The organism is Mangrovimonas sp. YM274, from assembly GCF_030908385.1.
Lineage (GTDB): Bacteria > Bacteroidota > Bacteroidia > Flavobacteriales > Flavobacteriaceae > Mangrovimonas_A.
Window position 1 is genome coordinate 3480317 of sequence record NZ_CP133091.1, and the last position, 25597, is coordinate 3505913.

At 38.4% G+C, this 25597-nt stretch carries 22 protein-coding genes and 1 tRNA gene; 12 read left to right on the forward strand and 11 right to left on the reverse strand.

Translation table 11 applies throughout. The features are described from left to right. Positions 1 to 33: 33 nt before the first annotated feature. Genes lptC through RBH95_RS15305 form a run of 4 tightly spaced genes read right to left on the reverse strand, consistent with a single transcriptional unit; the run spans position 34 to position 4033 of the window. A complete protein-coding gene (gene lptC, locus RBH95_RS15290) occupies positions 34 to 621 on the reverse strand; it encodes an LPS export ABC transporter periplasmic protein LptC (protein WP_307900433.1) in 588 nt (195 codons plus the stop codon). Next, entirely contained in the window at positions 622 to 2004 is a 1383-nt protein-coding gene (locus RBH95_RS15295) for a M48 family metallopeptidase (protein WP_307900434.1), read from the reverse strand. Between the two features lie 22 nt (positions 2005 to 2026). Further along, positions 2027 to 3304: a hypothetical protein gene (locus RBH95_RS15300; RefSeq protein WP_307900435.1), complete on the reverse strand. Its 1278-nt coding sequence runs from the start codon at positions 3302 to 3304 to the stop codon at positions 2027 to 2029. Continuing rightward, on the reverse strand, positions 3305 to 4033 hold the full coding sequence (locus RBH95_RS15305; protein WP_307900436.1) for a type III pantothenate kinase: 729 nt from the start codon (positions 4031 to 4033) through the stop codon (positions 3305 to 3307). A 186-nt stretch (positions 4034 to 4219) separates the two neighbouring features. Between RBH95_RS15305 and RBH95_RS15310 the strand changes: the two genes are divergently transcribed. Beyond that, positions 4220 to 4295: transfer RNA gene (locus RBH95_RS15310), tRNA-Phe, on the forward strand. A 112-nt stretch (positions 4296 to 4407) separates the two neighbouring features. Here the strand turns inward: RBH95_RS15310 and RBH95_RS15315 are convergent. Genes RBH95_RS15315 through RBH95_RS15325 form a run of 3 tightly spaced genes read right to left on the reverse strand, consistent with a single transcriptional unit; the run spans position 4408 to position 6913 of the window. Continuing rightward, positions 4408 to 5391, reverse strand: a complete 984-nt coding sequence (locus tag RBH95_RS15315; protein WP_307900437.1) for an MlaD family protein — start codon at positions 5389 to 5391, stop codon at positions 4408 to 4410. Between the two features lie 11 nt (positions 5392 to 5402). After that, entirely contained in the window at positions 5403 to 6164 is a 762-nt protein-coding gene (locus tag RBH95_RS15320; protein WP_307900438.1) for an ABC transporter ATP-binding protein, read from the reverse strand. Beyond that, complete coding sequence (locus RBH95_RS15325) at positions 6161 to 6913, reverse strand: MlaE family ABC transporter permease (protein WP_374047794.1); 753 nt, start codon at positions 6911 to 6913, stop codon at positions 6161 to 6163. The genes RBH95_RS15320 and RBH95_RS15325 overlap by 4 nt, the downstream gene beginning before the upstream one ends. 174 nt (positions 6914 to 7087) lie before the next feature. Here RBH95_RS15325 and RBH95_RS15330 point away from each other — a divergent pair, with 174 nt between their 5' ends. Together RBH95_RS15330 and RBH95_RS15335 are read left to right on the forward strand one after the other, a co-directional pair. After that, on the forward strand, positions 7088 to 7888 hold the full coding sequence (locus RBH95_RS15330) for a patatin-like phospholipase family protein (protein ID WP_307900440.1): 801 nt from the start codon (positions 7088 to 7090) through the stop codon (positions 7886 to 7888). 12 nt (positions 7889 to 7900) lie between these two features. After that, positions 7901 to 8824, forward strand: a complete 924-nt coding sequence (locus tag RBH95_RS15335; RefSeq protein ID WP_307900441.1) for a L,D-transpeptidase — start codon at positions 7901 to 7903, stop codon at positions 8822 to 8824. Positions 8825 to 8895: 71 nt separating this feature from the next. On the opposite strand, the gene RBH95_RS15340 is transcribed toward RBH95_RS15335, so the two are convergent. The 3 genes from RBH95_RS15340 to RBH95_RS15350 form a co-directional block, all read right to left on the reverse strand. After that, a complete protein-coding gene (locus RBH95_RS15340) occupies positions 8896 to 9789 on the reverse strand; it encodes a hypothetical protein (protein WP_307900442.1) in 894 nt (297 codons plus the stop codon). A gap of 155 nt (positions 9790 to 9944) precedes the next feature. After that, complete coding sequence (locus RBH95_RS15345; protein WP_307900443.1) at positions 9945 to 11378, reverse strand: TlpA disulfide reductase family protein; 1434 nt, start codon at positions 11376 to 11378, stop codon at positions 9945 to 9947. 119 nt (positions 11379 to 11497) lie between these two features. Beyond that, positions 11498 to 12109 carry a fumarylacetoacetate hydrolase family protein gene (locus RBH95_RS15350; RefSeq protein ID WP_307900444.1) on the reverse strand — a complete coding sequence of 204 codons (612 nt, stop codon included), beginning with the start codon at positions 12107 to 12109 and terminating at the stop codon, positions 11498 to 11500. Between the two features lie 176 nt (positions 12110 to 12285). On the opposite strand from RBH95_RS15350, the gene RBH95_RS15355 reads away from it, so the two are divergent. Next, a complete protein-coding gene (locus RBH95_RS15355; RefSeq protein ID WP_307900445.1) occupies positions 12286 to 17322 on the forward strand; it encodes a translocation/assembly module TamB domain-containing protein in 5037 nt (1678 codons plus the stop codon). Between the two features lie 75 nt (positions 17323 to 17397). Then, positions 17398 to 19623: a BamA/TamA family outer membrane protein gene (locus tag RBH95_RS15360; protein WP_307902265.1), complete on the forward strand. Its 2226-nt coding sequence runs from the start codon at positions 17398 to 17400 to the stop codon at positions 19621 to 19623. A 5-nt stretch (positions 19624 to 19628) separates the two neighbouring features. On the opposite strand, the gene RBH95_RS15365 is transcribed toward RBH95_RS15360, so the two are convergent. After that, positions 19629 to 20183, reverse strand: a complete 555-nt coding sequence (locus RBH95_RS15365) for a YceI family protein (protein ID WP_307900446.1) — start codon at positions 20181 to 20183, stop codon at positions 19629 to 19631. Between the two features lie 407 nt (positions 20184 to 20590). Between RBH95_RS15365 and RBH95_RS15370 the strand changes: the two genes are divergently transcribed. The 7 genes from RBH95_RS15370 (at position 20591) to RBH95_RS15400 (ending at position 25575) form a co-directional block, all read left to right on the forward strand. Further along, on the forward strand, positions 20591 to 21601 hold the full coding sequence (locus RBH95_RS15370) for a YncE family protein (RefSeq protein WP_307900447.1): 1011 nt from the start codon (positions 20591 to 20593) through the stop codon (positions 21599 to 21601). A 126-nt stretch (positions 21602 to 21727) separates the two neighbouring features. Beyond that, complete coding sequence (locus RBH95_RS15375) at positions 21728 to 22180, forward strand: hypothetical protein (protein ID WP_307900448.1); 453 nt, start codon at positions 21728 to 21730, stop codon at positions 22178 to 22180. A 118-nt stretch (positions 22181 to 22298) separates the two neighbouring features. Continuing rightward, the gene (locus RBH95_RS15380) at positions 22299 to 22946 is read left to right on the forward strand and encodes a hypothetical protein (RefSeq protein ID WP_307900449.1); all 648 of its coding nucleotides are present in this window, start codon (positions 22299 to 22301) and stop codon (positions 22944 to 22946) included. Positions 22947 to 23043: 97 nt separating this feature from the next. Further along, positions 23044 to 23598 (forward strand): hypothetical protein, encoded by a 555-nt coding sequence (locus RBH95_RS15385; protein WP_307900450.1) that lies wholly within the window; start codon positions 23044 to 23046, stop codon positions 23596 to 23598. A gap of 124 nt (positions 23599 to 23722) precedes the next feature. Further along, positions 23723 to 24103 (forward strand): hypothetical protein, encoded by a 381-nt coding sequence (locus RBH95_RS15390; RefSeq protein WP_307900451.1) that lies wholly within the window; start codon positions 23723 to 23725, stop codon positions 24101 to 24103. 133 nt (positions 24104 to 24236) lie between these two features. Beyond that, the gene (locus RBH95_RS15395; protein ID WP_307900452.1) at positions 24237 to 24650 is read left to right on the forward strand and encodes a hypothetical protein; all 414 of its coding nucleotides are present in this window, start codon (positions 24237 to 24239) and stop codon (positions 24648 to 24650) included. A 133-nt stretch (positions 24651 to 24783) separates the two neighbouring features. After that, positions 24784 to 25575 (forward strand): DUF2490 domain-containing protein, encoded by a 792-nt coding sequence (locus tag RBH95_RS15400; RefSeq protein WP_307900453.1) that lies wholly within the window; start codon positions 24784 to 24786, stop codon positions 25573 to 25575. Positions 25576 to 25597 lie beyond the last annotated feature (22 nt).

Consider the following 25597-nt stretch of genomic DNA (forward strand, 5'->3'; position numbering starts at 1 on the left):
TCACAAAGATAGCTAATTATTTAAGTGTAGAATTTAGTTTGACGGGGATTCTTCCGTCTCATCAAGATATAACACACCGCTCATTTCGGTGATTTCAAAGTTTTCGAAATTGGAATCGGAATCCAGCCCACTTCCTTTGGTGACCTCTGATCCTGAACGCAAGGTAAACTTACCATTAGTGAACAACCATTCGTTTTTTTGATCGTAATACAACTGGTCAGCATACAGGGTATCCTTGGAATAGGTAGACAATACCACATTACCTTGAAGATCGATCAGGTCTGTTTCGTTATAAACAATGGCATAATCTGAGACAATGACATTCTTGTTATAATCATCATCGTATACGGTAAGATAAATGCCTTCAGGGAATTCTGTAAAAGAAAACTTTCGGTTGGAATAGTCCCACATTTTAGGACTAATTAAATTAGCTTTCATTTTGGCAGTATCACTCAATTTTTCGGTATACTTCAAATTGATGTGCTCTGCCTCTCCAATTGGTTTATTTTGGGAAATCCCAATTTTTTGAACTTCCTTTAAATTGTTTTGACACGAAAAAAACAAGGTCACAGCAAATGCTGTGACCAGTTTTATAGTATTATATAAATGTTTCTGTTTCATTTACAAACTTGGCACCACTACGCTACCATTGATCCAACAACCAATTTTAATAGTTTGCCCAGAGTTACCTTCGGTAAAAATATCTCCTTTACTTGGAGCATTCCCTTCATAACTAGCAGCTGTTTGATTAGCAACCTTTGTTAAAGTAGCATCAACTTTACCGGCTTTTCTAGCCTCCTGAGCCGCATACCAGAATACTGCACGCTTATTGAATTGATTATCTCCACAATCGTTAGCGCTAGCAGCATACATAGCAGCAATGTTCAAGTGAGGTCTTCCGTTTGACGGGTTCAACTTTAAAGACTCTCTAAAGTAGCTTCTAGCTTCGCTATAACGACCTTTTTTCTTCAAGATACCACCAATTCTTTCAGCCAATCTTCCTTTTTTGTACTTATCGGTTTCCAAATCGAAAGCTTGCTTTAAGTAGTTTACAGCCTCACTATCTTTATTTTGTTTAAACAAAATAGTTGCTACGAAATACTTTGTATCTGCCGATGGTGCTGTAGCATCATACGCTTTTACCAAATCAATATAAAGTGGATCGTCTGTACACTCCTTGTTATACATTCTACTTACCGCTCTCTTCAACCAAACCGCATCGTTCTTATAGGTATCGAAATCTTTCTTGTACAATGGGATCAAGTTCTCACAATTTGCCAACTGTCCTAATTTACTATCGATACTTCCCCCAATTTTCTCGTAGTTTTCAAGGTAGCTCGTGAAGGATTTTTTATACCGTTGCTCTTTAGAAGTCAATGCTTGCCCTGCTTCTTCTTTTTCTACTAAAACATTTAGTTTCTCGGTATAGTTTTCTACTTCAGAACCAATCTTATCGGACACATCATCATACTTATCGAAAACAGATTGCAATGGCAATTTGCCTTCATTATGCAAATCTACAGCGGTAGAAAAATACACGTACAATCCTTTTGGATGTTTAAAATTCTCTAAATCTTCCTTATATGCTCTGTCAAACATATCGTAGATTTCCTGATTAGTTGTACCCAAGTCTTTTTTATGATCATACATCATTAACCCCTTGTCATTAAGTACTTCTCCTTTTTTGTACTTATTTGGGTAATTAGCCAACCCTTCATCTAACAACTTCATATAGTCCTTGATATAACCAACTTGCTCAGCTCCAGTAGAGTTGTCTATTTTATGCTTCAATATTTTCTCGCCATAAGCATAAATAGCATAATTAAACTTAGGGCATTTAGTACGCACCTTCATCCACGGCTCATATGCCTCATCATATTTTTTGCTCTTTACATAGTCTGAAAAGATCGTTAGGTTAGTCATGCACTCCTCATCTTGTTGAGCGAAACCAATGTTAACACTCAAAAACAGGGCAACTAATACTAAAGTTATTCTCGTTTTCATTGTTTAATTATTTACTGTAAATTTAGTTATATTTTCTTTTTATGAACCATCTGTCGTTTAAAGACAAACTTATTAGGATATTGGCGAAATTTTCTTGAATCAAATTTTGGTTTGTTGTCCCTCTTTTTCCGAACTCCAATCCTAGGTTTGCATTAGAAAAAACACCTCCCACAGGAAACCCTGCTCCAAAAGATATGCCAAACTCCGTTATATCCTCATTGCTAATCTCTAAACCCGTATGCTCAAAATGCATTCCTGCCCTGTAGGTGATTCGTTTCCAGTATTTTGAAAAAGAATCATATTCAGGAATAAAAAATCCACCAAATGAGAAATTAGATGCATTTACAAAGTTAGTATTATTACTGTCTAAAAACGGATTTGAGAAGGTACTTGTGTTTTGAGTTGTATACTCAGCACCTACAAACCACCTTCTAGGTTGCCCAATTCCTGCTCCAAAAGAAAGCCTTGAAGGCATGCTTAACTTGGTTTCATCCAAACCTTGAGATTCCAAATCGGCTTCTAGGCTAGTACCGTCTCCCGTTAGAAAAGTCCTGGTATTCTTAGAGGTTAATTTACTTTCTGGAGCATATGTAAGAGTGGTTACCAACTCATACTTTTCTTTGATCATTGTTTTATAGGTCACCCCAAAATTAACAGAAGCACCACTAAGGTTGGAACGATTTCTTTCTACCGTTGGGTATTGAATAAAATCTCCATTATCATAGAAATACTCCTCCACATTATTTTTAACATTCCCAAAATTATAGCTAAAATCAACACCTACACTCAATTTAGGTGTAATGGCATAGCCTACTCCAAGATATGTCTTGTTCAAGCCTCCCTCTCCAGTATATTTGTTGGTTAGATCTCCATCTTCATTTTCAGACTGTATTTTGTAACCTACCGAAGTGTATGGCAACAATCCAAAACCAAAACCAAATTTCCCCATAGGAAAAGATAAGGCTAAGTAATCAAATGTGGTTGCGGTAGATCTGTCACTCCCACTATCACTTTTCAATTTCAGGCTCTGTTGGCTACCGGCAATAGCAAACTTTACCGGACGGCTTTCACCATTACTAAATGACCTTAGATTTGGAGTGGCGTAACTTGCAGGGTTTCTTAAATTAACGTGGATACTATCTGTATAAATACTCAAGCCTCCCATACTTCTGTTTTCCACAGTTCCCTTGAACTTTAAACTTCCAATTCCAAAAAAAGAATACGGAGAAACTGTACCTTGTTGTGCGTGTAACTGCAATGCAAAAGAAGCTATAAAAACTACTACAAGTTTTTTTATCATTTAGTTCAAATTATATTCTAATATAAAGTTTAAACCTTCTAAAAGAAAATTAGAGTTGGCAAATATGCCATTTTTTAATTGTTTTGACAAGAAATCTGAGTCGCCACCTGTTAAAATAACTGTTAAATCTCTATATTCCTGACGATAATCCTCCACCACCCCATCGATTTCTTTCAGTACACCACCAACCACACCAGAGTGTATGGAGCTAATGGTAGAATCGCCGGTAAGCTGCCTTGGCATCTCTGTTTCAAGTAACGGCAAGTTGGCCGTTAAATTGTTCAGGGCCTTATAACGCATTCTTATTCCCGGCGAAATGGCCCCTCCTTTATAAACGTGCTCTGCATCGGTAAAATCATAAGTTATGCAAGTCCCCGCATCAATAACCAATACATTTTGTTGGGGATAATTTTTAACCGCTGCACTTACCAAAGCTACCCGATCTACACCTAAAGTATGAGGCGTACTGTAAGCATTCACAAAAGGAAGTTTGGTATCAGTATCTAAAACCAAGACTGGCAATTTGGACTGAATCAATTTCAGCATGCCATTGTCCAAATCGCCCACTGAAGAAAGAATGCATTTCTGGATACTTTCATAATTTTCAAAAAGCCCATGAAACTCGGCTTTAAAATGAGCAAGGTCAAAACTGCACTTAAAAATGATCTCCTCCTGCTGAAAAATAGCAAACTTCACGAAGGTGTTGCCAACGTCGACAATTAAATTCATAGCCTTAAAATTGGTAAAATTACAAAAGAAGCCTTTAACAGTTTAAAAAGTCAAAAAAAATTTCATTTATAAAGTCCTAGAATTTAAGCCCTAAAAGCGCCCAACTTAAAAGAATTAAAATTTTTCTAAAATTATCTTTGTGAATATCAAAATTGCCCCTATATTTGCATCCGCAATTAAGCAACTGGTGCCTTAGCTCAGTTGGTAGAGCAAAGGACTGAAAATCCTTGTGTCCCTGGTTCGATTCCTGGAGGCACCACCAGCAAAAACCCGAACAACTTTGTTCGGGTTTTTTGGTTTTTAACGATTCCCTATTTCAACAAATGACCAAAGTAAGCACTCTCTTTTAAAAAATTCAATTTAAAACATTTTACTTACTCCGTTTTTTTACCCTCCAATTTCTCCTGCTCCTTTTCAAGTTTCTTAAAATACCCCCTAAACAATACATTGTGCTTTAAAGCTTCCATATTTTCATTAAATTTCTCAGTGCCTTGTTTGATATTGTCCGCCGAAGCCTTTAAATCTTCAACCAATGTTGTATCATTTAAAATATAATTGAGCGTTCCTTGACTTGAACGAATATCATGAACAACGGCATCAATATTATTCACAACATTTTCCATATCACCACTTAAGTCTTCCATATTTTGAACCACAGTTTTCAGTTTTGCGCCAGAGATGGTATCATTGAGCAATACCCCCAATACCGATTCATCATTTGTTTTGAGGCTTTCCACCAAACCATTCAATTTATCCATAGTAACCGAAACCCCTTGACTGGCCACTTTAAGATTTCCAATGGTTTGCTTTAATTCCTTGGCCATAATCGTATCGTTGAGCAACACCCCGATTGTTCCCTTTCCATCCACAATTCTATTAGTTATCTTTAATAAATCCGAGGTCAGTATTGCTGCATTTTCATTGGTTGTACTGAGTGTACTCAAAATATCATCAGCACTAATTTTACTGTAAGACTCTATAATATCCCCGTTCTCAATTACGGGCGCCATTCCTTGTCCGGGCACTATATTTACAACCATATTCCCTACTAGACCATCAGCTCCAATGGTTGCTATAGAATTCTTTCTGATGTGCTCTATTATTTTTTCATCAATAGCCATATCAACTCTTATCATGGAATCATTGACCATATACACCCTTTTCACCGTACCAATATCCAAACCCGAATAGCGTACATTATTTCCGTTTTTCAAACCGTTTACATTTCTAAAATGGGCACTTATGGAAAACGTATTTTTAAACAACTCCTGTCTTTGCCCAATTAGATATACGGCCGCGACAAACAAAACAGACCCTACAATAACTAAAAGCCCTAACTGTATTTTTTTTGAATCCATTGCCTTCATGCTTATTCTTTAAAAAATGCCTTAACTTTTGGATCATTGGAACGTGACAACTCCTCGAAAGTCCCTAACGCATAATCAACACCATCTATCAATAACACCATTCTATCTGCAATTACACGTGCACAATCCACATCATGGGTAATAATTAAAGACGATGTATTATATTGACTCTGTACCTTTTGCATCAAAATCACAATTTCCTTAGCAGTAATAGGATCCAAACCACTCGTTGGCTCATCATAAATGATGATTTTTGGCTGCATAATCAGTGTTCTAGCCAAAGCAATACGCCGTTTCATTCCTCCCGATAATTCCGAAGGCATCAAATCGATAGCCTTTGCCAAACCAACATTTTCCAAGGCTTCTATCACCAACTTCTCTTGATTCTCCTCCCCTCCAAACTTCTTGGTATGCCAACGCATAGGAAACTTAAGATTCTCCCGCACTGTCATGGAATCGTAAAGAGCACTGCCCTGAAACAAGAAGCCAATTTCCCGTCTTAAAATATCTAATGATTCATGGTCCAACTTTGTAATATCATTGTGCATCACCGAAATAAAACCACTATCCGCTTCCATCAAACCCACCAAACACTTTATCATCACAGATTTCCCAGAACCCGACTTCCCCATAATAACCAGATTTTCCCCTTGAAAGAGCTGCATGTTAAACCCATTCAACACATGGTTATCACCAAAGCTCTTGTGAAGACCTCTCACTTCTAGGACCACATTAGGCACTTCTATGTGATTCTGTTCCATCATAAATCATAGAAAATATCAGTCACTAAAACAGCTACAAAGTCAATAATAAACAACATTAAAGAGGTTACTACCACCGCCGAATTGGCTGCCATCCCAACACCCTCAGTTCCTTTATTACAGAAATACCCTTTATAACACCCAACAAGCCCAATGGCCAAACCAAAAAAAAAGGTTTTAATGGTTGCTGGAAAAATATCACTGAACTCCAGAGCATCAAACACCTGATTGAAATACAACATAAATGATACATTCCCTTTAACGTTCTCCACCAAATAAGAACCAAATAGCGCAACAGCATCTCCAACAATCACCAAAATAGGCAGCATTAAGGTGGCAGCCAGTACACGGGTAACCACTAAATATTTAAAAGGATTAGCTCCCGAAACTTCCATGGCATCAATCTGTTCTGTAACCCGCATAGAGCCCAACTCCGCTCCAATTCCAGAGCCAATTCTCCCTGCACATACCAAAGCCGTAATTATGGGACCAATTTCCCTTACGATGGAAATTCCTACCATAGAAGGCATCCAGGACACTGCGCCAAATTCCATTAAGGTGGGACGTGTTTGCAATGTCAAAACCAAACCAATAATAAAGCCTGTAATCACCACCAACAACAAGGAGCGATTCCCAATATTGTAACATTGCCGCAAGAGCTCTTTAAACTCAAAAGGCGTCTTAAACAACTCCTTAAAAAACCTAGAAGTAAAATAAGTCATATCCCCTACCTCCATCAGAAAGTCTTTCACATGCAAACTTATATTACTGGATTTAACCATATTACCCCACAAATATCTATTAAAGATATGAAATTGAAAGCATCCGCAATATGATGTAAGTCAATTATCAACATTGACAATTCTCATTTCAAAAAACCAAATATCATTGTATATTTAAGCAATACTTTCCATTACATCTATTTTATGAACATAGGTTTAGTACTTTCTGGCGGGGGTGTTAGAGGCGCAGCCCATATAGGCGCCATAAAAGCCCTTGAAGAACACGGTATTTTCCCAACACAAATTTCAGGCACCAGTATTGGCGCTATCGTAGGCGCATTGTATGCCTACGGACATCATTGGAGTGATATCCTGCATTTTTTTAAAAAGTTTCAAATTTTCGACGTTACCAAGTACGCTAAAGGAAAACCAGGCCTTATTGATACCGAAAAGTTTTATGCTGAATTCAAAAACTACCTAAAGGAAGACAGTTTTGAAGCGCTACAAATACCACTTAGCATAACGGCCACAAATATTTTGGATGGCAACCTTGAAATATTCAACCAAGGAAAGTTAATCATGCCCATACTGGCCTCTGCAGCCTTTCCAGGGATTTTTGCCCCAGTGAAAATAAAAAACGATTTTTATATTGATGGAGGGACACTCAATAATTTTCCTGCGGAATTATTAAAACCCCATTGCGACTGTATCATTGGAAGCTACGTGAATGGCATAGACTCCATAAATATCACCGATGTCAAGCACATGTTCCACATCATGGAACGCGCCATTAAACTAAAATCCTTTCAGGAAGATTACAGTAAATTCAATTTGTGTGATGTGGTCGTGTATCCAAAAGAGCTCAGCAAATATGGCACTTTCGACAAGAGACATGTTGATGAGATTTTTAATATAGGTTATCACAGAACAAAAGAAATTCTAAACAACAATGAGGCGCTCCTTCAGCAAACAGCTGCCTTAGTTCTAAACAACAAACAATTGTAGCACGCACCTAAAATGAGCTATAAAGTATTGGCAATTTTTATTCTCGGAATCCTATTAAAGAGCTCTCTTTTTCAGGAGAAAAATTTCCTTTTATCACAGCTCAATACCCAACAAGACACGATTTCCACCGAAAAAGGATGGCGGACTATCAAGATTGATCGCAATATTACCATTGAAAACTATTTTCAATATGTAGATTCCCTAGTAAAGCAATACGACTCTTTAACAAAATACCCCCTTACTGAACATCTGTTGATACGGGCCAATTCCTGGGTGATTGACACCTTACACAACACCGATTACTACCTAATGAAAGCACGCGATTCTTTTATCTACGACCAAAAGAAAATGATTGCCTTGCCCAAGGGAAATACGCTTATAGTTCCAGATTCCCTAACCGCCAAGAGCCTTCTTACTGCGTTCCAAAACACCCGCATAAATGTGAACATCCCCGAATTCAAACTCCGAATTTACGAAGGAAAAACAGAGCTTTATGAATTCCCGGTAAGAGTAGGAAGACACGAAACAAAGTACCTAAAGATGTCCGACAAAATTGAAGACTTACGCACCAAAACCGGAGAAGGCCATATTGTAGCCCATAACAAACATCCTCGCTATGTGAACCCCGCCACCAACCATGAATATTTTGTAACCCGAAGAGATGACAACCAAGTCACCAAATTGCCTTTGATTCCATTTATAGAAACTGAATTGAATGGCCAGAAATACGGCCAAATGATTCATCCCACCACCAATCCGGTTACTTTAGGCAAAGCTTATTCCAACGGCTGCATTGGCACCCAAGAATCAGACGCTTGGATTATTTATTACTATGCTCCTATAGGTACACCCATCCAGGTGAGATACGATTTAGAAACAGTCAACAAGGAAGGGGACACCGTGATCTTGAAGGATATTTATAAGAAGAGAGATTAAGTAAAAAGAAATTCCACTAATTAATCCCTAAAATATTCCATTATTAATATTAGACTAATTGCATCACAGAACTAATCAATACGAACAACTTCTACCCCAAAGTTAAAACACTGCTCTCTAGATTTACTATACCCTGCCTCTCTCCAACTTTTTTTATCTGCTGACACATGCTTCCGATATTCTCTAAATTGAGATTTATTATTTATTTGCACCACACCAAAAGCAGGTCTTTCTGTAAAACCATTTTTTAAATAATATTCTTCGCTATACAAGGACACCACAACACAAATACCGTTCTTGGGCATAAAAACCTCCTCATAACCTTTCAAATCAATCAGAAGCAAATGTTGATTCTCCAATTTCCCAACAGTCAGATCCTCTTCAAAAATCTTCACATCCGGCAAATTAGTTACACTATCAATTGTCATTAAGTTAACCCTAAAAGGAATATACTTATCATCTCCGTTTGACTCCCTTCTTTTTGACTTAAGTATTATTTTATTTATTAATAATTTTTCTTTTTCATAATTAGGTACGAATACAGCGAATTCATAGGAGTAAGGAAAACTAATATCGTCTCGATTAAACAAAACATCAATACTTGATCGTTCCGGAAGAATTTCTTTTGGCTTTTCTTCTTGTTTGACATTCACTATAACCTCATCCAAAGACCATAACCTTTCCGATAGGTAGAAAATCCCTTTTTCCTGAAGCTCAGTATGCATTATAATTCTTGAAAAATAAGAGAGATGAGATATTTTTAAACTATCGACTACAATACTACTATCCAATTGAAACTCTCCATTTTGATCCGTATAAGTTAGAATTTCATCATTTAAAACTATATGTGCAAACTCAACTCCTAACGAATCAACACTACTCAAAATCTTATAGGTTTCCTTTGTTTGCGAATAACCAATTAAACTAAATACGAAAAATAGACATAAATGAATTTTATATAACATATATTAAATTTTTAACCACCTAGATATCAAAGAAATCAAATTAACTTAAGCCTTCCCCCATAGGAACCTCAAACCTTCTTGCACCTAAAACCAAACATACTCGTACCACTCTTTCATTTACACTTCTCTACAAATCGAACCTTTTAAACCTTTGCTTATTTCACCTCCTCAAACACCTCCATAAACTCTGAAGTATCTGCTGGAGTTGGAGCATTAAACAACAACACCTCATTGTTTTCATCCAAAACTACATAATGAGGGACAGCAACAACATTAAAAAAAGACCTTAAGATATCATGTTCGTCATCAACAATAACATACTGGTTTTCAAGCATGCCATAAGCTTTCAACTCTTCTCCTCTTGCCATCCATTTATCACGATCTTTATCTATGGAAACATATAGAAATTCAACGTTTTTATTCTTTGTGATTTTTTCTCTAAACAAATGACCTTCCTTGATTTCCTTTATACAAGGCACACACCAACTGGCCCAAAAATCAATCACCTTATATTTTCCTTTCTGCGATTCCAAAACCTCATTAAATGTCACCTGCCTTCCTTCTCGGCCCAACAACACTGCTTTATTTACCGCTTCCGTCAATTGTTTGTCAAAACTGCCTAAACGCTCTTCTATTTTCTCTAAAACACCTTTGTAGGTTTCGTCATTTATTTTTGGCAAATAGGCGGCAACCACTTCTAGCAAATCATTTATATCTTCCGGCCTTATATGAGCATCATAATCAGAGATTATTTTAGTCAGCGCATACTCCTTGGTTAATCCTTGTAAGTTTTCATCAATTAGCTGCAGCTGATATTGCAAAGCTTCACTGGCATTAGCCTCACCAAATTTCTCCTCAGAAACCAAATACACATACTTGATGAGAGCCAAATAAAAATAAGGATTATCTGCTTGGTCATTTCTATTAAACGTTTCCATAGTAACGCCTTCCAAAAAGGTAGAATAATCGGTTATAGCTCCTGTGGGAATCATGTTCCTATTGAACAACCAATTAATATATTCAAATCGCAACACTTCCTTTATACTACTATAAAAGGACTGAGACGTATTTTCTTTTTTCACATACGCCTCCAAAACCTGCAACCGCTCTTGATAGATGTCCTTGGTTTTTTGTTTAAAAGCATTCAAACCAAGCTCTCCATCAAAACCTGCATAAGAAAGTTTGGACTCAAAAAGTGTCTTGAAGAAATTGTAGTGTGCCGCATTCCTTCCTTCAAAAACAATCATTTGGTTTTCCAATCGATAACTTAAGGAATCCCCTGGAGTTACATAAATATAAAAAGGATAGGATTGCGGGTCATAACCGTAAAACCGAAACAACTTTGGGCCTTCCAAATCAAAAGAAAAATTGAGGTTTTCTTGATTGGCAATTGATTTCAGAAGATATGGTGGCTTGTCTAATTCAGTAAAAGCATAATCTAGCAACACAGTTTTAAATAGCGTATCTCCTGAATATAGGTTCACCTCGTTAGATGCCCCCGTATACTTAGGCGCTTTTTTAATAGGATTACACCTAAAAAACAACAAGGCAATCAATAAAAGTACAAGAATATTAAAAGTTCTGTTCATCAAATTTTGGTTAGTTAGATAAAAAGCAAAGCCACCTCAAGCAAAGGCGGCTTTACATAAATTTTCACTTTGTATTGGAAAGGCCTAGAGCAACTATATTGCAACTACCCTCCCTGAATTTACGCCACAACCGTTTCCAAGGTTTTCACACCTTCTAAATAGGCTAACATACGGTCTCCTGATTTTACCAGTCCAACACCTTTGGCTGGCGTTCCGGTTAAAATAACATCTCCAGGTTCAAGGGTCATAAATGAAGACACTACTTCAACAACCTCTCCCAATGAATAAATCATCAACGACGAATGTCCTGTTTGCACTACCTCACCATTGATTTCCAAAGTAAAATTGATATTGGCCAAGTCCTGAAAGCCTTCCATAGACACAAATTCCCCTAGTGGCGTTGCGCCATCAAAGCCTTTCGCTAAAGCCCAAGGCCCCTTGCCTTCTCTACTGGCAGCCAATACATCCTTCGCAGTTAAATCATTGGCAAGGGTAATGCCATCAATATAATCGATAGCCTCTTCTCGAGATACATTTTTGCACGTCTTCCCAATTCTAAAGGCCAATTCAATTTCGTACCAAACCTCGTTGGATACTTTTGGCAACTGCAGAGTCTCCCCCGATTTTAAAATACTACTTTCTGGTTTTGTAAAGATCACGGGCATGCCTTTTTCCGAAGGCATTTCTGAAAGATCACTTACGTAATTCTTCCCTATTCCTATTATTTTCATATATGGTTTACTGATTAATTTTTATTGCAATATACAGAATTTACTCACGCAAAACACTTCACAGAAACAGCCTTAAAAAACAACTTAACAACACTATTTTTCATACTATAATTCAATTAATTACAAAGGAAATAGTATCTTAACGCTTAGATTCATTTGCAAGAAAAATCTATCAATTGAAGGAAGCACAAACAGCACACAAACCTACACCATCTCCCAAAAAGAAATACCGAGTATTGCGCATTCTCGGTAAATTTCTTTTGGGCATTCTGCTGTTATTTTTACTGCTCGTCCTTTTTGTAAGAAGCCCTTGGGGCCAAGACATCATTGTTGGCAAGGCCGTGGACTTTGTTTCCAAAAAGACCCACACCAAAATTGACATTGAAAAACTATTCGTCACATTTGATGGCGACATCCAATTGGAACAATTCTATTTGGAAACTCCTAAAGGCGACACCTTGATCTATTCCAAATCACTGGAAGTCAACATGCCGCTTTGGGCCTTGATTACAGGAAAAGGGGTTGGAGTTGATGACCTACAATGGGACGGATTGCGAGCTAACATTAAAAGAACCGACAGCATTGAAGGCTTTAATTTTCAATTTTTAATAGATGCTTTTGCCTCGGAAGAAGACAACGAAACCTCAAAAGATACCATTTCCAAGCCACTCAACTTAGTTCTTGGCAAACTCAATCTTAATGATTTTGATATTGTTTATAACGATGCTGTAACAGGTATTGAGAGCCATTTTGTGTTTAAGGAATTTCAACTAGACATGGATGACACCAATTTGGAAGACATGGTATTTAAAGCTTCGGAATTAACACTCAGCGATGCCAAGATCGACTTTATTCAAACAGACTCAGCACCATCCAGCGAATCGGATAGTACCACACTCCCCTTTCTAGCTGCCGATGAAATTACCCTAAAAAACGTCATTGCCAATTTCGAATCTTCCAACAGTCATATTAAGGCCCAAGCCAACATTGATGAGTTTTACACAGAACTAGAAGCCATCGACCTTGCTAACAATTCGTATCAAATAGGCAACCTCAGCTTACAGCAATCCAGCATTTCGGTGCTTACCAACACCAACAACAGTGAACTTCCACAATCCAGTTCAGACATCACAAGTTCTAACGAGTTTAAATGGCCCGACCTAAATATTGCCATTGGCGATATTGACTTTGAAGACAACAGTTTCTCCTATTTTTCAGGTGACAACACACCTCAAAAGGACAACTTTAATCCCAATGCCTTGGCTTTAAAACATGTCAACCTCAAAGCCAACGACATCTTTCTTAAAGACAAAACCGCGGGTCTTGAACTGGAAACCATCCAATTTCAGGAGGCCTCAGGCATCACCCTAAATGAATTTGGCCTAAAGTTAAGTGCCAATGACCAAAGTCTAAACGTTGAACAACTTCATGCCAGCATCAACCAAAACAAATTAAAAGGATCGCTTGCGATTAGTTATTCTGAATTGTCACAGCTCCTGAGCTCTCTAGAACTTTCCACCATTGACATAAACCTATCCCAAATACAACTAGACCCAAACGATATTTTTAAATTCCAACCTACTTTAAAAGACAACCCCTATTTACAAACTGTAAGCCAAAATACAATAAAAGGGCATTTGAACGTGAATGGTACCTTAGCGTCACTGAACATTTCGGACCTTGGCATCAATTGGGGAAAAGACACACAATTATCTGCCAATGGCAACATTCAAAATGTCACTAAAACAGATAGCATCCAGTTTGACATTCCTTCTTTTTCGGCTAGAACTACCCGTTCAGACCTTATCAAATTTGTTGTTGAAGACTCTCTTGGCATTCAATTTCCAGACAGCATACAACTTACAGGAACCATCAAAGGAAATTTAAAGGACATTACAGCCAAAGCAGAACTGAACTCCTCTCAAGGGATGGCGAACATAGATGGACATTATAACGATGAAAGCGGTTTATCTTTTGAAGTTGAAGCCCATATTGACCAATACAGATTGGATGAACTTCTAAAAAATGAGGAATTAGGGCCGCTTAGCTTAACCATTACAGCCGATGGCTCGGGCGACAACATCAACCAGCTAAATGCGAATTTCGACGCCGTTATTTCGCAATTTGCCCTAAAACAATACAACATTACCGATTTAAAACTCACTGGTACTATCGTAGACGGGAGCGGCACAGTGAGTTCGGCATATAAAGACGACAGCCTCGACCTCGACCTTAATGCATTGGTCACTTTAGATTCCATTGCTCCCCAAGCCTCAATTGACCTAAATCTAAAAGGTGCCAACCTCAATGCCTTAGGACTTATGGAGCGGAACATCCGCACGGGTTTTCAGTTAAAAGCTGATTTCAAAGGGAATTCCGAAACATTCGATCTATCCTCCAACCTTACGGAAGGCGTTGTGGTTTATGACAATAAATCCTATTTAATTGGTGACATCAATGCCATTGCACATGTAAACATCGACACCACTTCGGTTGAAATCCATAACAAACTTCTGGACGCCCAATTAGCTTCCAATACCAATCCACAAATATTTAGCAAGGCTCTAAAACATCATATTCAAAGTTACTTTTTTGATGACGTACGACTGGTAGACACTTTGGAGCGCCCTGTAAACTTAACATTCAAAGGAACCATCAATCCATCCTCATTGATGAACGACGTCTTATTGGTCAACCTCAAAGACCTTGACACCATTAAAATGGCTATGGATTTCAACGAAAGTGCTAAAGTTTTAAATGCCAATATTTCGGCGCCACGAATCAACTATAGCAGCTTTGAGTTGGATAGCTTGGCCTTTTCCCTAAACACCGATGTGGATAATTTTGAGTTCGACCTCAACTTTAAAGAATTTACAACCGGCCCTTTGGCAATTCCCAAAACCAGTTTTAATGGCAAGCAGCAAAATGGAGAATTGCTCCTAGAGTTCTTGGCTCAAGACAATGATGAGACCCTCATAAATATCGATTCCAAAATCACTTCAAAAGACAATATTTTAGAATTGTATACAATTCCCTCAAACCTTACCATCAACAAAGAAGCTTGGAACATCCCAGAATCAAACCTCATCCGTTATAGCGACAAAAAGTTGGAATTTCAAGACTTTCAACTCAGCAAAAGCGATCAACTTGTCGAGCTTACCCACCAACAACCTGATATCACTAAAGATCATGTGGCCATTAATTTTTCCAATTTCAACCTAAACGAATTGCTCAGCTACCTCAACCCAAACAAAAGCATTGCTTCTGGATATTTGAATGGCAATCTTGTTATAGTTTCTCCTTTTGAGGACATGGGATTGATTGCCAATCTGGACATCACAAAACTGAACGCCCTAGACGTAGATATGGGCAAGTTAACCCTGGAGGCTACCCCACAAGGCAACAACACTTACAATTTCACCACTTCATTAAAGGAAGGAGATGTTGATTTGGATATGACGGGAGATTATTTGGCCAGTGAAGCGAATCCAAGCATAGATTTAGACTTAACTATCAATTCACTCCAAATGAAGGCTTTGGAAGGTTTTAGTTTGGGCGAGATTTCTGAAACCAAAGGCGAGCTCTCGGGAAGCTTTACTGTAAATGGCCCAACCGCAAGCCCTAATTATCAAGGGCAACTTAATTTTAAAGATGCTGGTTTTGAAATTACCAAGTTCAATGCTAGTTTTTCTATGGACAATGAAACGGTCTCACTTCAAAACGATTTGATTTCCATGGACAATTTCACGATCAAGGATGCCAACAACAATACCCTTGTGGTCTCTGGTGATATTGGCACCAACGATTTAGCCAATCCTACTTTCAATTTAGATATAAAAGCAGACAATTTCCAAGTATTGAATGCCTCACGCGAAGACAACGACCTCATATACGGAACAGCCGTTTTTGATGCTGAGGCCAAGTTAACAGGCGATCTTCAAATCCCTAAATTGAATGTAAACGCTACTTTAGGCAAAGAAACCGATATCAAGTATATCATGCCTTCAGCTTCCGTAAATATGGAGCAGCGTGATGGCGTGGTCATTTTTGTAAACCGCGACAATCCCGATGCCATCCTAACCCAAAAAGAAGAAAAAACCGCTACTGTTAAAGGCTTTGATGTCAAAGCCCTTATCAAGGTGGACAAAGAGGCCGCCGTCACCATTATTATCAATGAAAGCACCAACGACAACTTTATGGTTTCGGGTGAAGGTGACTTTAATTTTTCCATGAAACCCAACGGACAAATGAATCTTTCGGGAGTCTATGACGTCACAGATGGCCATTACGAAATGAGCCTGTATAATTTGGTCAACCGCAAGTTTGAACTCACTCCAGGAAGCCGCGTGACTTGGTCTGGGGATCCTTTTGATGCCCAATTGGACATTCGTGCCATGTACCAATTGAAAACTTCGGCTGGACCTTTAATGGCTTCCCAAACTTCCAATGCAGACCCTTCGGTGAAAAGCAAATATCGAGAAGTATTGCCTTTTGAAGTATTTCTGAATATTGATGGCGAACTGATGAAACCTGTCATTTCCTTTGATATTGACATGCCCGAAGATGAACAGGGAGCCATTGATGGACAGGTGTACGGACGTATCCAACAAGTAAACCGACAGGAAGAGGAACTCAACAAGCAGGTGTTTGCTCTTTTGGTTTTAAACCGTTTTTATCCAGAACCCGGCAGTGACGGAAGCTCCGGTGGAATGGCCACAATTGCACGGGACAACCTTAACGATGCGGTATCTGATCAATTAAATATGTTTTCGGATAAGCTTTTGGGAAATACCGGTTTCGAACTCAATTTTGGCTTGGACAGTTTTACCGATTACCAAGGCAATACACCCCAAGACCGCACCCAATTGGACATCGCTGCACAGAAGAAACTTTTCAACGACCGGCTTACCGTACAGGTGGGAAGCGAAGTTGACATACAGGGCAGCAACCCTGAAGATGAAGAAGCCCCCATCATTGGGAATGTGACACTGGAATATATGCTCACCAAAAATGGCCGCTATAGAATAAAAGGATTCAGACGCAATGAGTTTGAAAATGTCATAGATGGCCAAACCATGGTAAGTGGTATCGCCCTAATATTCACTTTGGAATTTAATAAATTCAGTGAGTTTTGGCACGCCCTTGTGCATCCACAAACAAAAGAGGATGAAAATGAAAAGAATGAGAACACAAAAACAGAAACCGACAACTAAAACATAAAGTATAGTATCCACTTGAACAAGATTTCAAAATATCGCCACTACTATATCCTTCTTTTGTCCATTTGGATGGTTCAATCCTGCAGTATTACCAAGCACATTCCTGAAGGCGAACATCTTTACACCGGCGCCACGCTTTCAATAGAATCAGATTCTACAATTACCAACGAATCCCTACTGAAGGATGAATTGGAAAAAGTCCTAATGCCCGAACCTAATTCCTCCTTTTTAGGGATGCATTTGGGGCTGCACTACTATTACAAAATGCAAAAAGAACACCCTGGCTTTATCAACCGATGGTTGTACAAAAAATACGGAGAGGAACCCATCTACCAATCAGATGTTGAACCTTCCGAAGTACGGGATCTTATCTTAAACCGATTGGAAAACCGCGGTTTCTTTTACAGTAGTGCCGATTCGGAAATAACTGAAGAAGACTACAAAAGTTCTGTTCATTATACCGCCAGAATTGCACCACCTTATACCATGGAACGCTATGAATTAGATTCCTTTTCAGACCCCATTCATGCCGAAATCGCCAAAAGCCTCAATAGCACCCCATTTAAAAAAGGTATGCGCTTTGACCTTTCAAATTTTGAATTGGAGCGCAGTAGAATTGATGCTGAATTGAAACAAAAGGGCTATTACAACTTTAACTCGCAGTTCCTAATTTTTGAAGCAGATACCAATCGCTACAAAAACAAACGCTTCGATCTTTATCTGCGCCTGAAAAAGGAAGTGCCTCAAAAGGCTCAAGTTCCTTACAAAATCACCAAGGTGAACATCTACTCCAATTATGATTTGGCGAAAGACTCTTTGGCTTCAAACCCTACAAGATTCAACAACAAAAATTTTATAGAAACGGAACCGTTTTTCAAGCCCAAATATCTTGATCCATTTGTCACACTGGAAGAAGGACAACTTTACAACCCCCAAAACTCCAGAAATACTGCCAGACGCCTCTCTACCATAGGTTCCTATAAATATGTGAACATTCAGTATAAGGAAGTGGACACTCTTGCCAATGATTCCATAGGGCATTTACAGGCCGACATTTATTTGTCGCCGTTGAACAAACGAAGTTTAAGAACCGAACTTCAGGCCGTGTCCAAATCCAACAACTTTGCAGGACCTGCACTGGCCATTACCTATACCAACCGCAACATTTTTAGCGGCGGCGAAACCTTTAGTATTAGTGGAAAATTAGGATTTGAAAAGCAAATTGCCAGTGGCAACAGCAATAGCCTTAACAGTACCGAGTTGGGTATTAAAAGTGAACTTGTGGTACCACGCATGCTCTTCCCCATAAAATTTGACAACAATTATTTTAAATACTCCATCCCAAAAACCAAAACCTCATTGAGCATAGATTATTTAAGCCGAAGTAATTTGTACGCCCTGCTATCGGGCAATGTAAAATTTGGATATACTTGGGATGCCAATAAGTTTGTGACACACGAAATCAACCCTGTCACGGTCAACTATACACAACTTTTGAACACCACTCCTGAATTTGAACAGATACTGGATGAAAACCCCTATTTACAAGAAAGTTTTGATCAAGAGTTTATTTCGGGGCTTATGTATTCCTTTACCTATAACGGCATGGTGAATGCCAAGGACAAGCACCAATTTTATTTTAACGCCACTTTTGACATTGCAGGAAACTCCATTAGTTTATTTGGAAAAGATCAAGGCACCAATCAACCTAAAACCTTTTTAGGACTTGCCTATGCACAATACGCCAAACTGGACCTAGATTTTCATTACCATTTAGATTTGGGAAAACAACAGGTGATTGCCACTAGATTGTTTGGTGGCTATGGATTGGCTTACGGCAACTCCAACGTTCTTCCCTTTGTCAAACAATATTATGCAGGAGGCCCCTATAGTGTAAGAGCCTTTAGAATACGCTCTTTGGGCCCGGGAACTTTTAGTGAAGAAACCGATAATGATGATACTTATATAGATCAAGCTGGAAATATCAGATTGGAAGCCAATATTGAATATCGCTTTCCCATTATTTCCTTCTTAAAAGGAGCCGTTTTTGTGGATGCCGGAAATATTTGGAACTCCAAAGAAAATGAAACCCTTCCCGGAGGAAAGTTCAGCAGTTCCTTTATCAATGAATTGGGAATGGGAGCCGGCATTGGCGCTCGAATTGATATCCAAGGCTTTGTGGTTAGATTTGATTTGGCCGCCCCATTTCACGACCCATCCCTTCCCGAAGGAAAACGTTATGACTTTAGAATTGACGAGCCTATTTTCAACTTCGCCATTGGCTACCCTTTCTAACAAACCTAATCCTCCCTTAACAAAGCTTCCACCTCCATTTCGTGCTCATCCTTTACCCTAAACAATGCTTTTGTAGGTGGCTCAAGATTATAATCGGTAATCAACAGCTTCCATGAAGCTTTTAAACGCAGCCCATCCATTTCCTTGCTAAATTCCAAAGGAATAGCCACTTCCTTGGAAGAGCCCGCCAATGTAAACGTGCCTCGGGCAGTAATGGTTTGCGCACCTAGAGACTCCACATCCAAAGGTTGCTCCAAGACTCCCTCAAACCTCACATAGGTATATTCCTTGCTTTTTAACAACTCAAACATGTGTTCATTTCGTTTATTGATTCCTGTATCAATGGAACTTACAGGTACATGAAACTCAAATTCCCCAGTATCCACATCCAAATGGCCTTTTAATTCTTTAGACTCACCACTATAGGAATTTATAGAAATTTTCGCCTTAAAAAAAGCTGTTCCATTGGTTACAGCATAAGTCTGGGATTTCATAACATAGCTGCCGAAGATCAAGAATCCAATAAACACTACACGGAGGGTTTTCACACATAGTCTCATAATACGATTTTGAAAAATTGCCTTATTAAAGTTACGCATAATTAGCTAAAAAACAGATTTACAACCACTTCCTATTACAACCTGTTCACTCCAAAAAGGTATAGGCAGAGACTTCTACAATTTATGCCTTAACAAAAGAAAAACCAATAAGCTTGTAATCATCGTTAACAAAGAACTCTATCAACAGACCTCCTCCCCCCTTTTCATCCTTAAACACCAATAAATCATAAATTTAAGTTTGTTCTCATTGCTAAAACAAAAAATAATTCCAATACATTTTTAACACTTTATTTATCTGATTATCAATTATTTAAACTAAATTTATAAGAATACTTTTCCTCAATTTAATTTCCAACCAAAGTACCTACAAATCAAACATTTCGTAACGAACTATTAAATTTTAAGCAATGAAACAACTTATCACTTTCGCATTGTTTTTATTAATTGGTGGTACGCAACTTGTTTTGGGGCAACTTACAAATGTTGTAACAAATTTAAGTACCCCATACCGTATGGCTATTCATGGTAACAACTTATACTTTTCGGAACTTACAGGAAATAAAATCTCCATGATAGACCTAAGTACTTCTGCCCCCATAGCCATCACACTAATATCAGGACTAAATAAGCCCAAAGATTTATTGGTAATTGGTAACGAACTATATTTTACAACAGCAAACAAAATCTCAAAAATAGACCTCAACACTTCTACACCTGAAGCAGTAGATATTGTAACCGGAGTAAACGGTCCTGATGGCCTGACACCCTTTGGTAATAACCTTTATTTCTCAACAGGAAACAAGATTTCTAAAATAGATATGAACATCTCGAATCCTACAGTTACAGACATAGTAACCGGATTTTCATTGCCTTCAGACCTTGTACTAAATGGTAATATTTTATATGTTGCGGAGGAGAGTGGTGATAAAATTTCTAAAATAGACCTAAACAATAACCCACCTCTTGTTACTGAATTTGTAACAGATATAGGCACCCCAACCGGTCTATTTTTAAATGGCAACAATTTATATGTAGCCAATTTTTGGAGTTCCAACATCCTAAAAATATCGTTAGATATATCCTCTCCATTTGCTATTGAATTTTTAACCTCAGTTAGTGGCCCCACATCAATGCTCCTCTTTGAAAACGATCTTTATATAACTGAAGCTTGGGGAGGCACAATTTCAAAAATTAATTTTAGCACGCTTTCGAACCCAGAAATCAATAAAACCGAAGCCATTGGCCTATATCCTAATCCCGCTTCTAACATTATACACATTTCTGGGCTAACAAATAAAACTGAATACACAATCCATAGTGTTCTGGGAACTCAAATAAATTCAGGCTCCGTTTCCAACAAAGAAGGGCTAGATATACATCAGCTACAAAAAGGCCTTTATCTTTTAAATAAATTTTAATGGCAACACCTTTAGATTTATCAAAGAATAAACAAGCATCATTTTCCTTTTAAAAACAACTTATATACTGAAAAATTCATTTATAAAAATCACTATATTTCAGCCATCAATTTCAAATCAACCAACATGGAATTAACAGATCCTAACTTTTTGTGGACTCTGCTTATAGGCGGCATCATTTTTATCTTTTTGTACAAAAAATTCACCAACAATCCAGCTGCTATCACCTGTAAATATAGAGGGTACACATCAATAGAAGGCAAAGCTTTGGACAACTTGGAAATAGTAAAACAAGCCTTAAAGCACTCCAATTTTAAAAGTGTTGGAGTAGACAACGGCACACTTAAATGCTATGCTCAAACCTCCTTTTCCATGTCTTCCTTTTCGGAATATATTGAAGTAAGCCTAGAGGAAGTAGACCAACATACCCAACTTCACTTCACCTCTATTTGCGCTCTTCCCACTCAAATATATGACTGGGGTAAAAACAAACGTAACTACAAAAAATTCATAAAGGCCTTACAGCCTTTACTGCCTCCAACAACACAAGATTCTACCTCAGAGCGTCTTTCTGCCTAAGAGAAAATTTAAACAAGCTTTCATTGTATATTTTGTAAGAAATTCAATAATTACTTACAATAATATTTACATATTACAGTTTATAACAGCATTGTAAAATCTTTTAACCAACCAATTCATGAAAACGCTAAAACTTCTTTTTGTATTACTTTGTATTGTATCTAGCCAAGTTACCCAAGCCCAAGAGGACCAATCAGAAAACAAACAAGAGGACAAATCTTTTAGGTTTAACCTTATTGCCTACGGAGGTATCGGCTATGGCATTATAGAAAACGATAACGAACCCAACTACAATCTTAACACCAATACTGGAGACCTCCTATTAAATTATCGCTTTTCCAAAGCCTTTGGAGTAGCCACAGGCATTGGATACAGCCAGTTAACAGGCAATGGTTTTAATAGTTTGGGCAATTTTTACCATAACAGAACCCTTCTTAAGATTCCATTATCCCTCACTATGAATTTACCCGTTACAGAGAAATTTGCAATGGTGATGCAATTAGGTTTATATGCACAAACCGTAACCAAAGACGAATACCGTTATCTGAACTTTCATCAAAAAGACCTTTATGATGGGTGGAATTTTGGATCGCAAATAACAATTGGCTTCCTTTATGAAATTTTTGATCAATATTATGTAGGCCTCAACTATCTAGGGCAGGGCGATTTTTCCAAGTTAAGTTCCAACAACCACCCCACCATCCACGACAAGCAAAAACAAGAAAGTTTCAATTCTATTGGCATTACATTTATGTTTGATATTTAATCATGCACCCTGTAAAGCTGTTAGTTGCAAAATCAATTCCACTTGCCATAACCGCTTTGTTTTTATAAATTCTGACCATATTCAATCCAATGAAACCATGAAAACTACCAACCAAATTGTAAAGCTCACAGTAAAGCAACGCATCTTAATGGGTATTATAGCTGGCACAACGTTTGCCGGAGTGCTATGGCTTTCCAATTACTTTTTTGAAGTCCCAAATTTTGATTCTACAATGCTGATCATGCAAGGTATTTTCTTTGGGTTATTTATGGGCATTGGCATGCCCTACATTACTCAAAAAACGGCCAACAGAATGATTTCTTGGAGTGATAAACACATTCAACTCCCCCTTTCAGCAAACGAAGAATTACTTTTGGAAGGCCCAGCCAACCTTTACCGCGGTATCGAAGCTGTTGGAGGCAAACTGTTTGCTACCAACCAACAATTGGTATTCATTTCGCACAAATACAACATCCAACGTGGGCAAACCAACATTGCCTATAAAGATATCGCCAGCATTACCCCTCGTAAAACGGGTAATATAGTTGATAACGGCCTGCGCATTACCACGCACAAAGACAAAAAATATGACCTTGTGGTAAACGAGCGCAACAAGTGGGAAGAGGTAATCACTCCCTTTTTGGAAGCGTAAACCTACACAATTTTCTTACAAAACAATACAATGGCATAGTGTTTGAGTAGCATCTATCTATTGAAAAGCATGATGCCTTTCAACCATAACACACAATCATTTATTAATTCAAAAAAACATGTTTATGAAACACATCACCATGGTACTATTGGTATTTATGAGTATGCTTGGCACAAGCTGCTCGAGCGACGACGACAACAGCAGCGACACCCTAGCCTATGAAGGCGAATGGAGCGGCACCTATACTGGCGTACAGGACAACGGCAGTTGGACCATGCAAATAAATGCCGACGGTACCGTAAGCGGTACCGCCTCATCACAAGTGTTTAACGGCACCTATACCGTGAGCGGCTTTGTTCAAGAAAATGGCGACCTTACCGCAACGGTGGGCAATGCTAGTAGTGGCGCCCTATTTACAGGGCAGTTGGATGGCAGCAACGCCTCTGGCACCTGGAACAATGCTACCGCCAATATGAGCGGTGAGTGGAGTGGCAGCCAACAATAAATTTTCCCCAATACCCAAAGTGGAAAGCACGTATATGGTCTGGATTGTATACGTGCTTTTCTAATTTTTGTAGGATTTATAGTAACATGTTTCTATTTTGTGACACCAATACATTAACCATTCCACACCAACCATGATACAGATACGCTATAGCAAAAAGCTTCTTAACCACTATTTAAATATGGGGCTATTCTTTATTGGTTTAGGCACCATCCTTTTAATTATAAATTATGTTTGGCTCCCTGTGGCAACCTATTTATCCACTCTTGCCGTGCCAAATATCCTTAACGGTATCGGACTCTTATTATTCCATAATTTTGCACGAAAAAAGCAATACATAAGCATTGCCAATGGGCAGCTTACCAAACATAGCCTGTTCCCAAAAACTATTGCTTTGGCCAACATAAGAGCTATTAGCGAGACGGCAGGTATCTATACCATTGTCTGCACCCAAGGCAAAATGAGTATCAATAGTAAGCTTATGGATCCAGACTCCCGCCTTACTTTGTGTAAGGAATTAGAGAAGCTTAAAGCTGTTACTTTATAAAAAATATCTCACCCCACATACGCATCCTTACTAATTTCTTGATATTTTTATAGAGCATATTAGTATAACAAAGCATTTTAAGCGTTTTCAACAATGCTCAACGGCATTGGCACAAGTCTCAAAACAGCAACATATGGCAGTAAACGAACGTTTCCCTCCTCGGGCTAAATATTGCTTATGCCCACCTTGGCTATGGTTGGCAGTACTGTTTTGTTGCTTGTTCGTAACGCCAACACTGCTGGCTCAAACTGAGGAACCTCCAGAGGAGGACACCTCTGACTTCACCCGACAGCTGTGGGTAGATTTCAGGCCCTATTGGAATATTGGCAACAACCAACGCTTTACTTTGGAAGTTGGCTACCGTACTATTTGGCCCAATCATTGGCACCGATTTGTTACCCGACTACATTACCAATACACAGCAGACACCTTGCTATTTAAAGCCTTTAAACACAAAGAAACCCTATACGCAGGAGCTGGCCTATTTTTTCTAAGCTCCAAAAACGACATCAACTCTTTCGAAATACGCCCACACCAAGGCTACACCTTTGCCTTTAATTGGGCTCCTCGCTTTGAATTTGCCCAGTCCCTTCAGCTCGAAGAACGCTTTATGTTTACAGAATTAGATGACGACGATGTGTTTGGGATGCGTTTACGCTACAAGGTAAAGGGCACCATCGGCTTGGAAGGCGTGGGCTTTGGAGAGGAACAGGGTTTTTATGTTCCCTTGGAAATAGAATTTTTCTTCAATTTGATAAAGTCTACCCAATTCAACGATGTCATTCGTTTTACCCCAGGCCTAGGATACAAAATCAATAAAGGGTTTAAAATTGAAGCCAATGTCGCCTACCATTACACCAAATACGAAGTCTATGAGCGCACCAACGATATCGTTTTTAGACTGAAGGTGTTTAAGAAGTTTTAATTTGTAATACCTTGGCATAAAT

Coding starts and splice junctions, on each gene's coding strand:
- lptC (WP_307900433.1), bottom strand. CDS start 621: ATGAAACAGAAACATTTATATAATACTATAAAACTGGTCACAGCATTT.
- RBH95_RS15295 (WP_307900434.1), bottom strand. CDS start 2,004: ATGAAAACGAGAATAACTTTAGTATTAGTTGCCCTGTTTTTGAGTGTT.
- RBH95_RS15300 (WP_307900435.1), bottom strand. CDS start 3,304: ATGATAAAAAAACTTGTAGTAGTTTTTATAGCTTCTTTTGCATTGCAG.
- RBH95_RS15305 (WP_307900436.1), bottom strand. CDS start 4,033: ATGAATTTAATTGTCGACGTTGGCAACACCTTCGTGAAGTTTGCTATT.
- RBH95_RS15315 (WP_307900437.1), bottom strand. CDS start 5,391: ATGGATTCAAAAAAAATACAGTTAGGGCTTTTAGTTATTGTAGGGTCT.
- RBH95_RS15320 (WP_307900438.1), bottom strand. CDS start 6,164: ATGATGGAACAGAATCACATAGAAGTGCCTAATGTGGTCCTAGAAGTG.
- RBH95_RS15330 (WP_307900440.1), top strand. CDS start 7,088: ATGAACATAGGTTTAGTACTTTCTGGCGGGGGTGTTAGAGGCGCAGCC.
- RBH95_RS15335 (WP_307900441.1), top strand. CDS start 7,901: ATGAGCTATAAAGTATTGGCAATTTTTATTCTCGGAATCCTATTAAAG.
- RBH95_RS15340 (WP_307900442.1), bottom strand. CDS start 9,789: ATGTTATATAAAATTCATTTATGTCTATTTTTCGTATTTAGTTTAATT.
- RBH95_RS15345 (WP_307900443.1), bottom strand. CDS start 11,378: ATGAACAGAACTTTTAATATTCTTGTACTTTTATTGATTGCCTTGTTG.
- RBH95_RS15350 (WP_307900444.1), bottom strand. CDS start 12,109: ATGAAAATAATAGGAATAGGGAAGAATTACGTAAGTGATCTTTCAGAA.
- RBH95_RS15360 (WP_307902265.1), top strand. CDS start 17,398: ATGGTTCAATCCTGCAGTATTACCAAGCACATTCCTGAAGGCGAACAT.
- RBH95_RS15365 (WP_307900446.1), bottom strand. CDS start 20,183: ATGAGACTATGTGTGAAAACCCTCCGTGTAGTGTTTATTGGATTCTTG.
- RBH95_RS15370 (WP_307900447.1), top strand. CDS start 20,591: ATGAAACAACTTATCACTTTCGCATTGTTTTTATTAATTGGTGGTACG.
- RBH95_RS15375 (WP_307900448.1), top strand. CDS start 21,728: ATGGAATTAACAGATCCTAACTTTTTGTGGACTCTGCTTATAGGCGGC.
- RBH95_RS15380 (WP_307900449.1), top strand. CDS start 22,299: ATGAAAACGCTAAAACTTCTTTTTGTATTACTTTGTATTGTATCTAGC.
- RBH95_RS15385 (WP_307900450.1), top strand. CDS start 23,044: ATGAAAACTACCAACCAAATTGTAAAGCTCACAGTAAAGCAACGCATC.
- RBH95_RS15390 (WP_307900451.1), top strand. CDS start 23,723: ATGAAACACATCACCATGGTACTATTGGTATTTATGAGTATGCTTGGC.
- RBH95_RS15395 (WP_307900452.1), top strand. CDS start 24,237: ATGATACAGATACGCTATAGCAAAAAGCTTCTTAACCACTATTTAAAT.
- RBH95_RS15400 (WP_307900453.1), top strand. CDS start 24,784: ATGGCAGTAAACGAACGTTTCCCTCCTCGGGCTAAATATTGCTTATGC.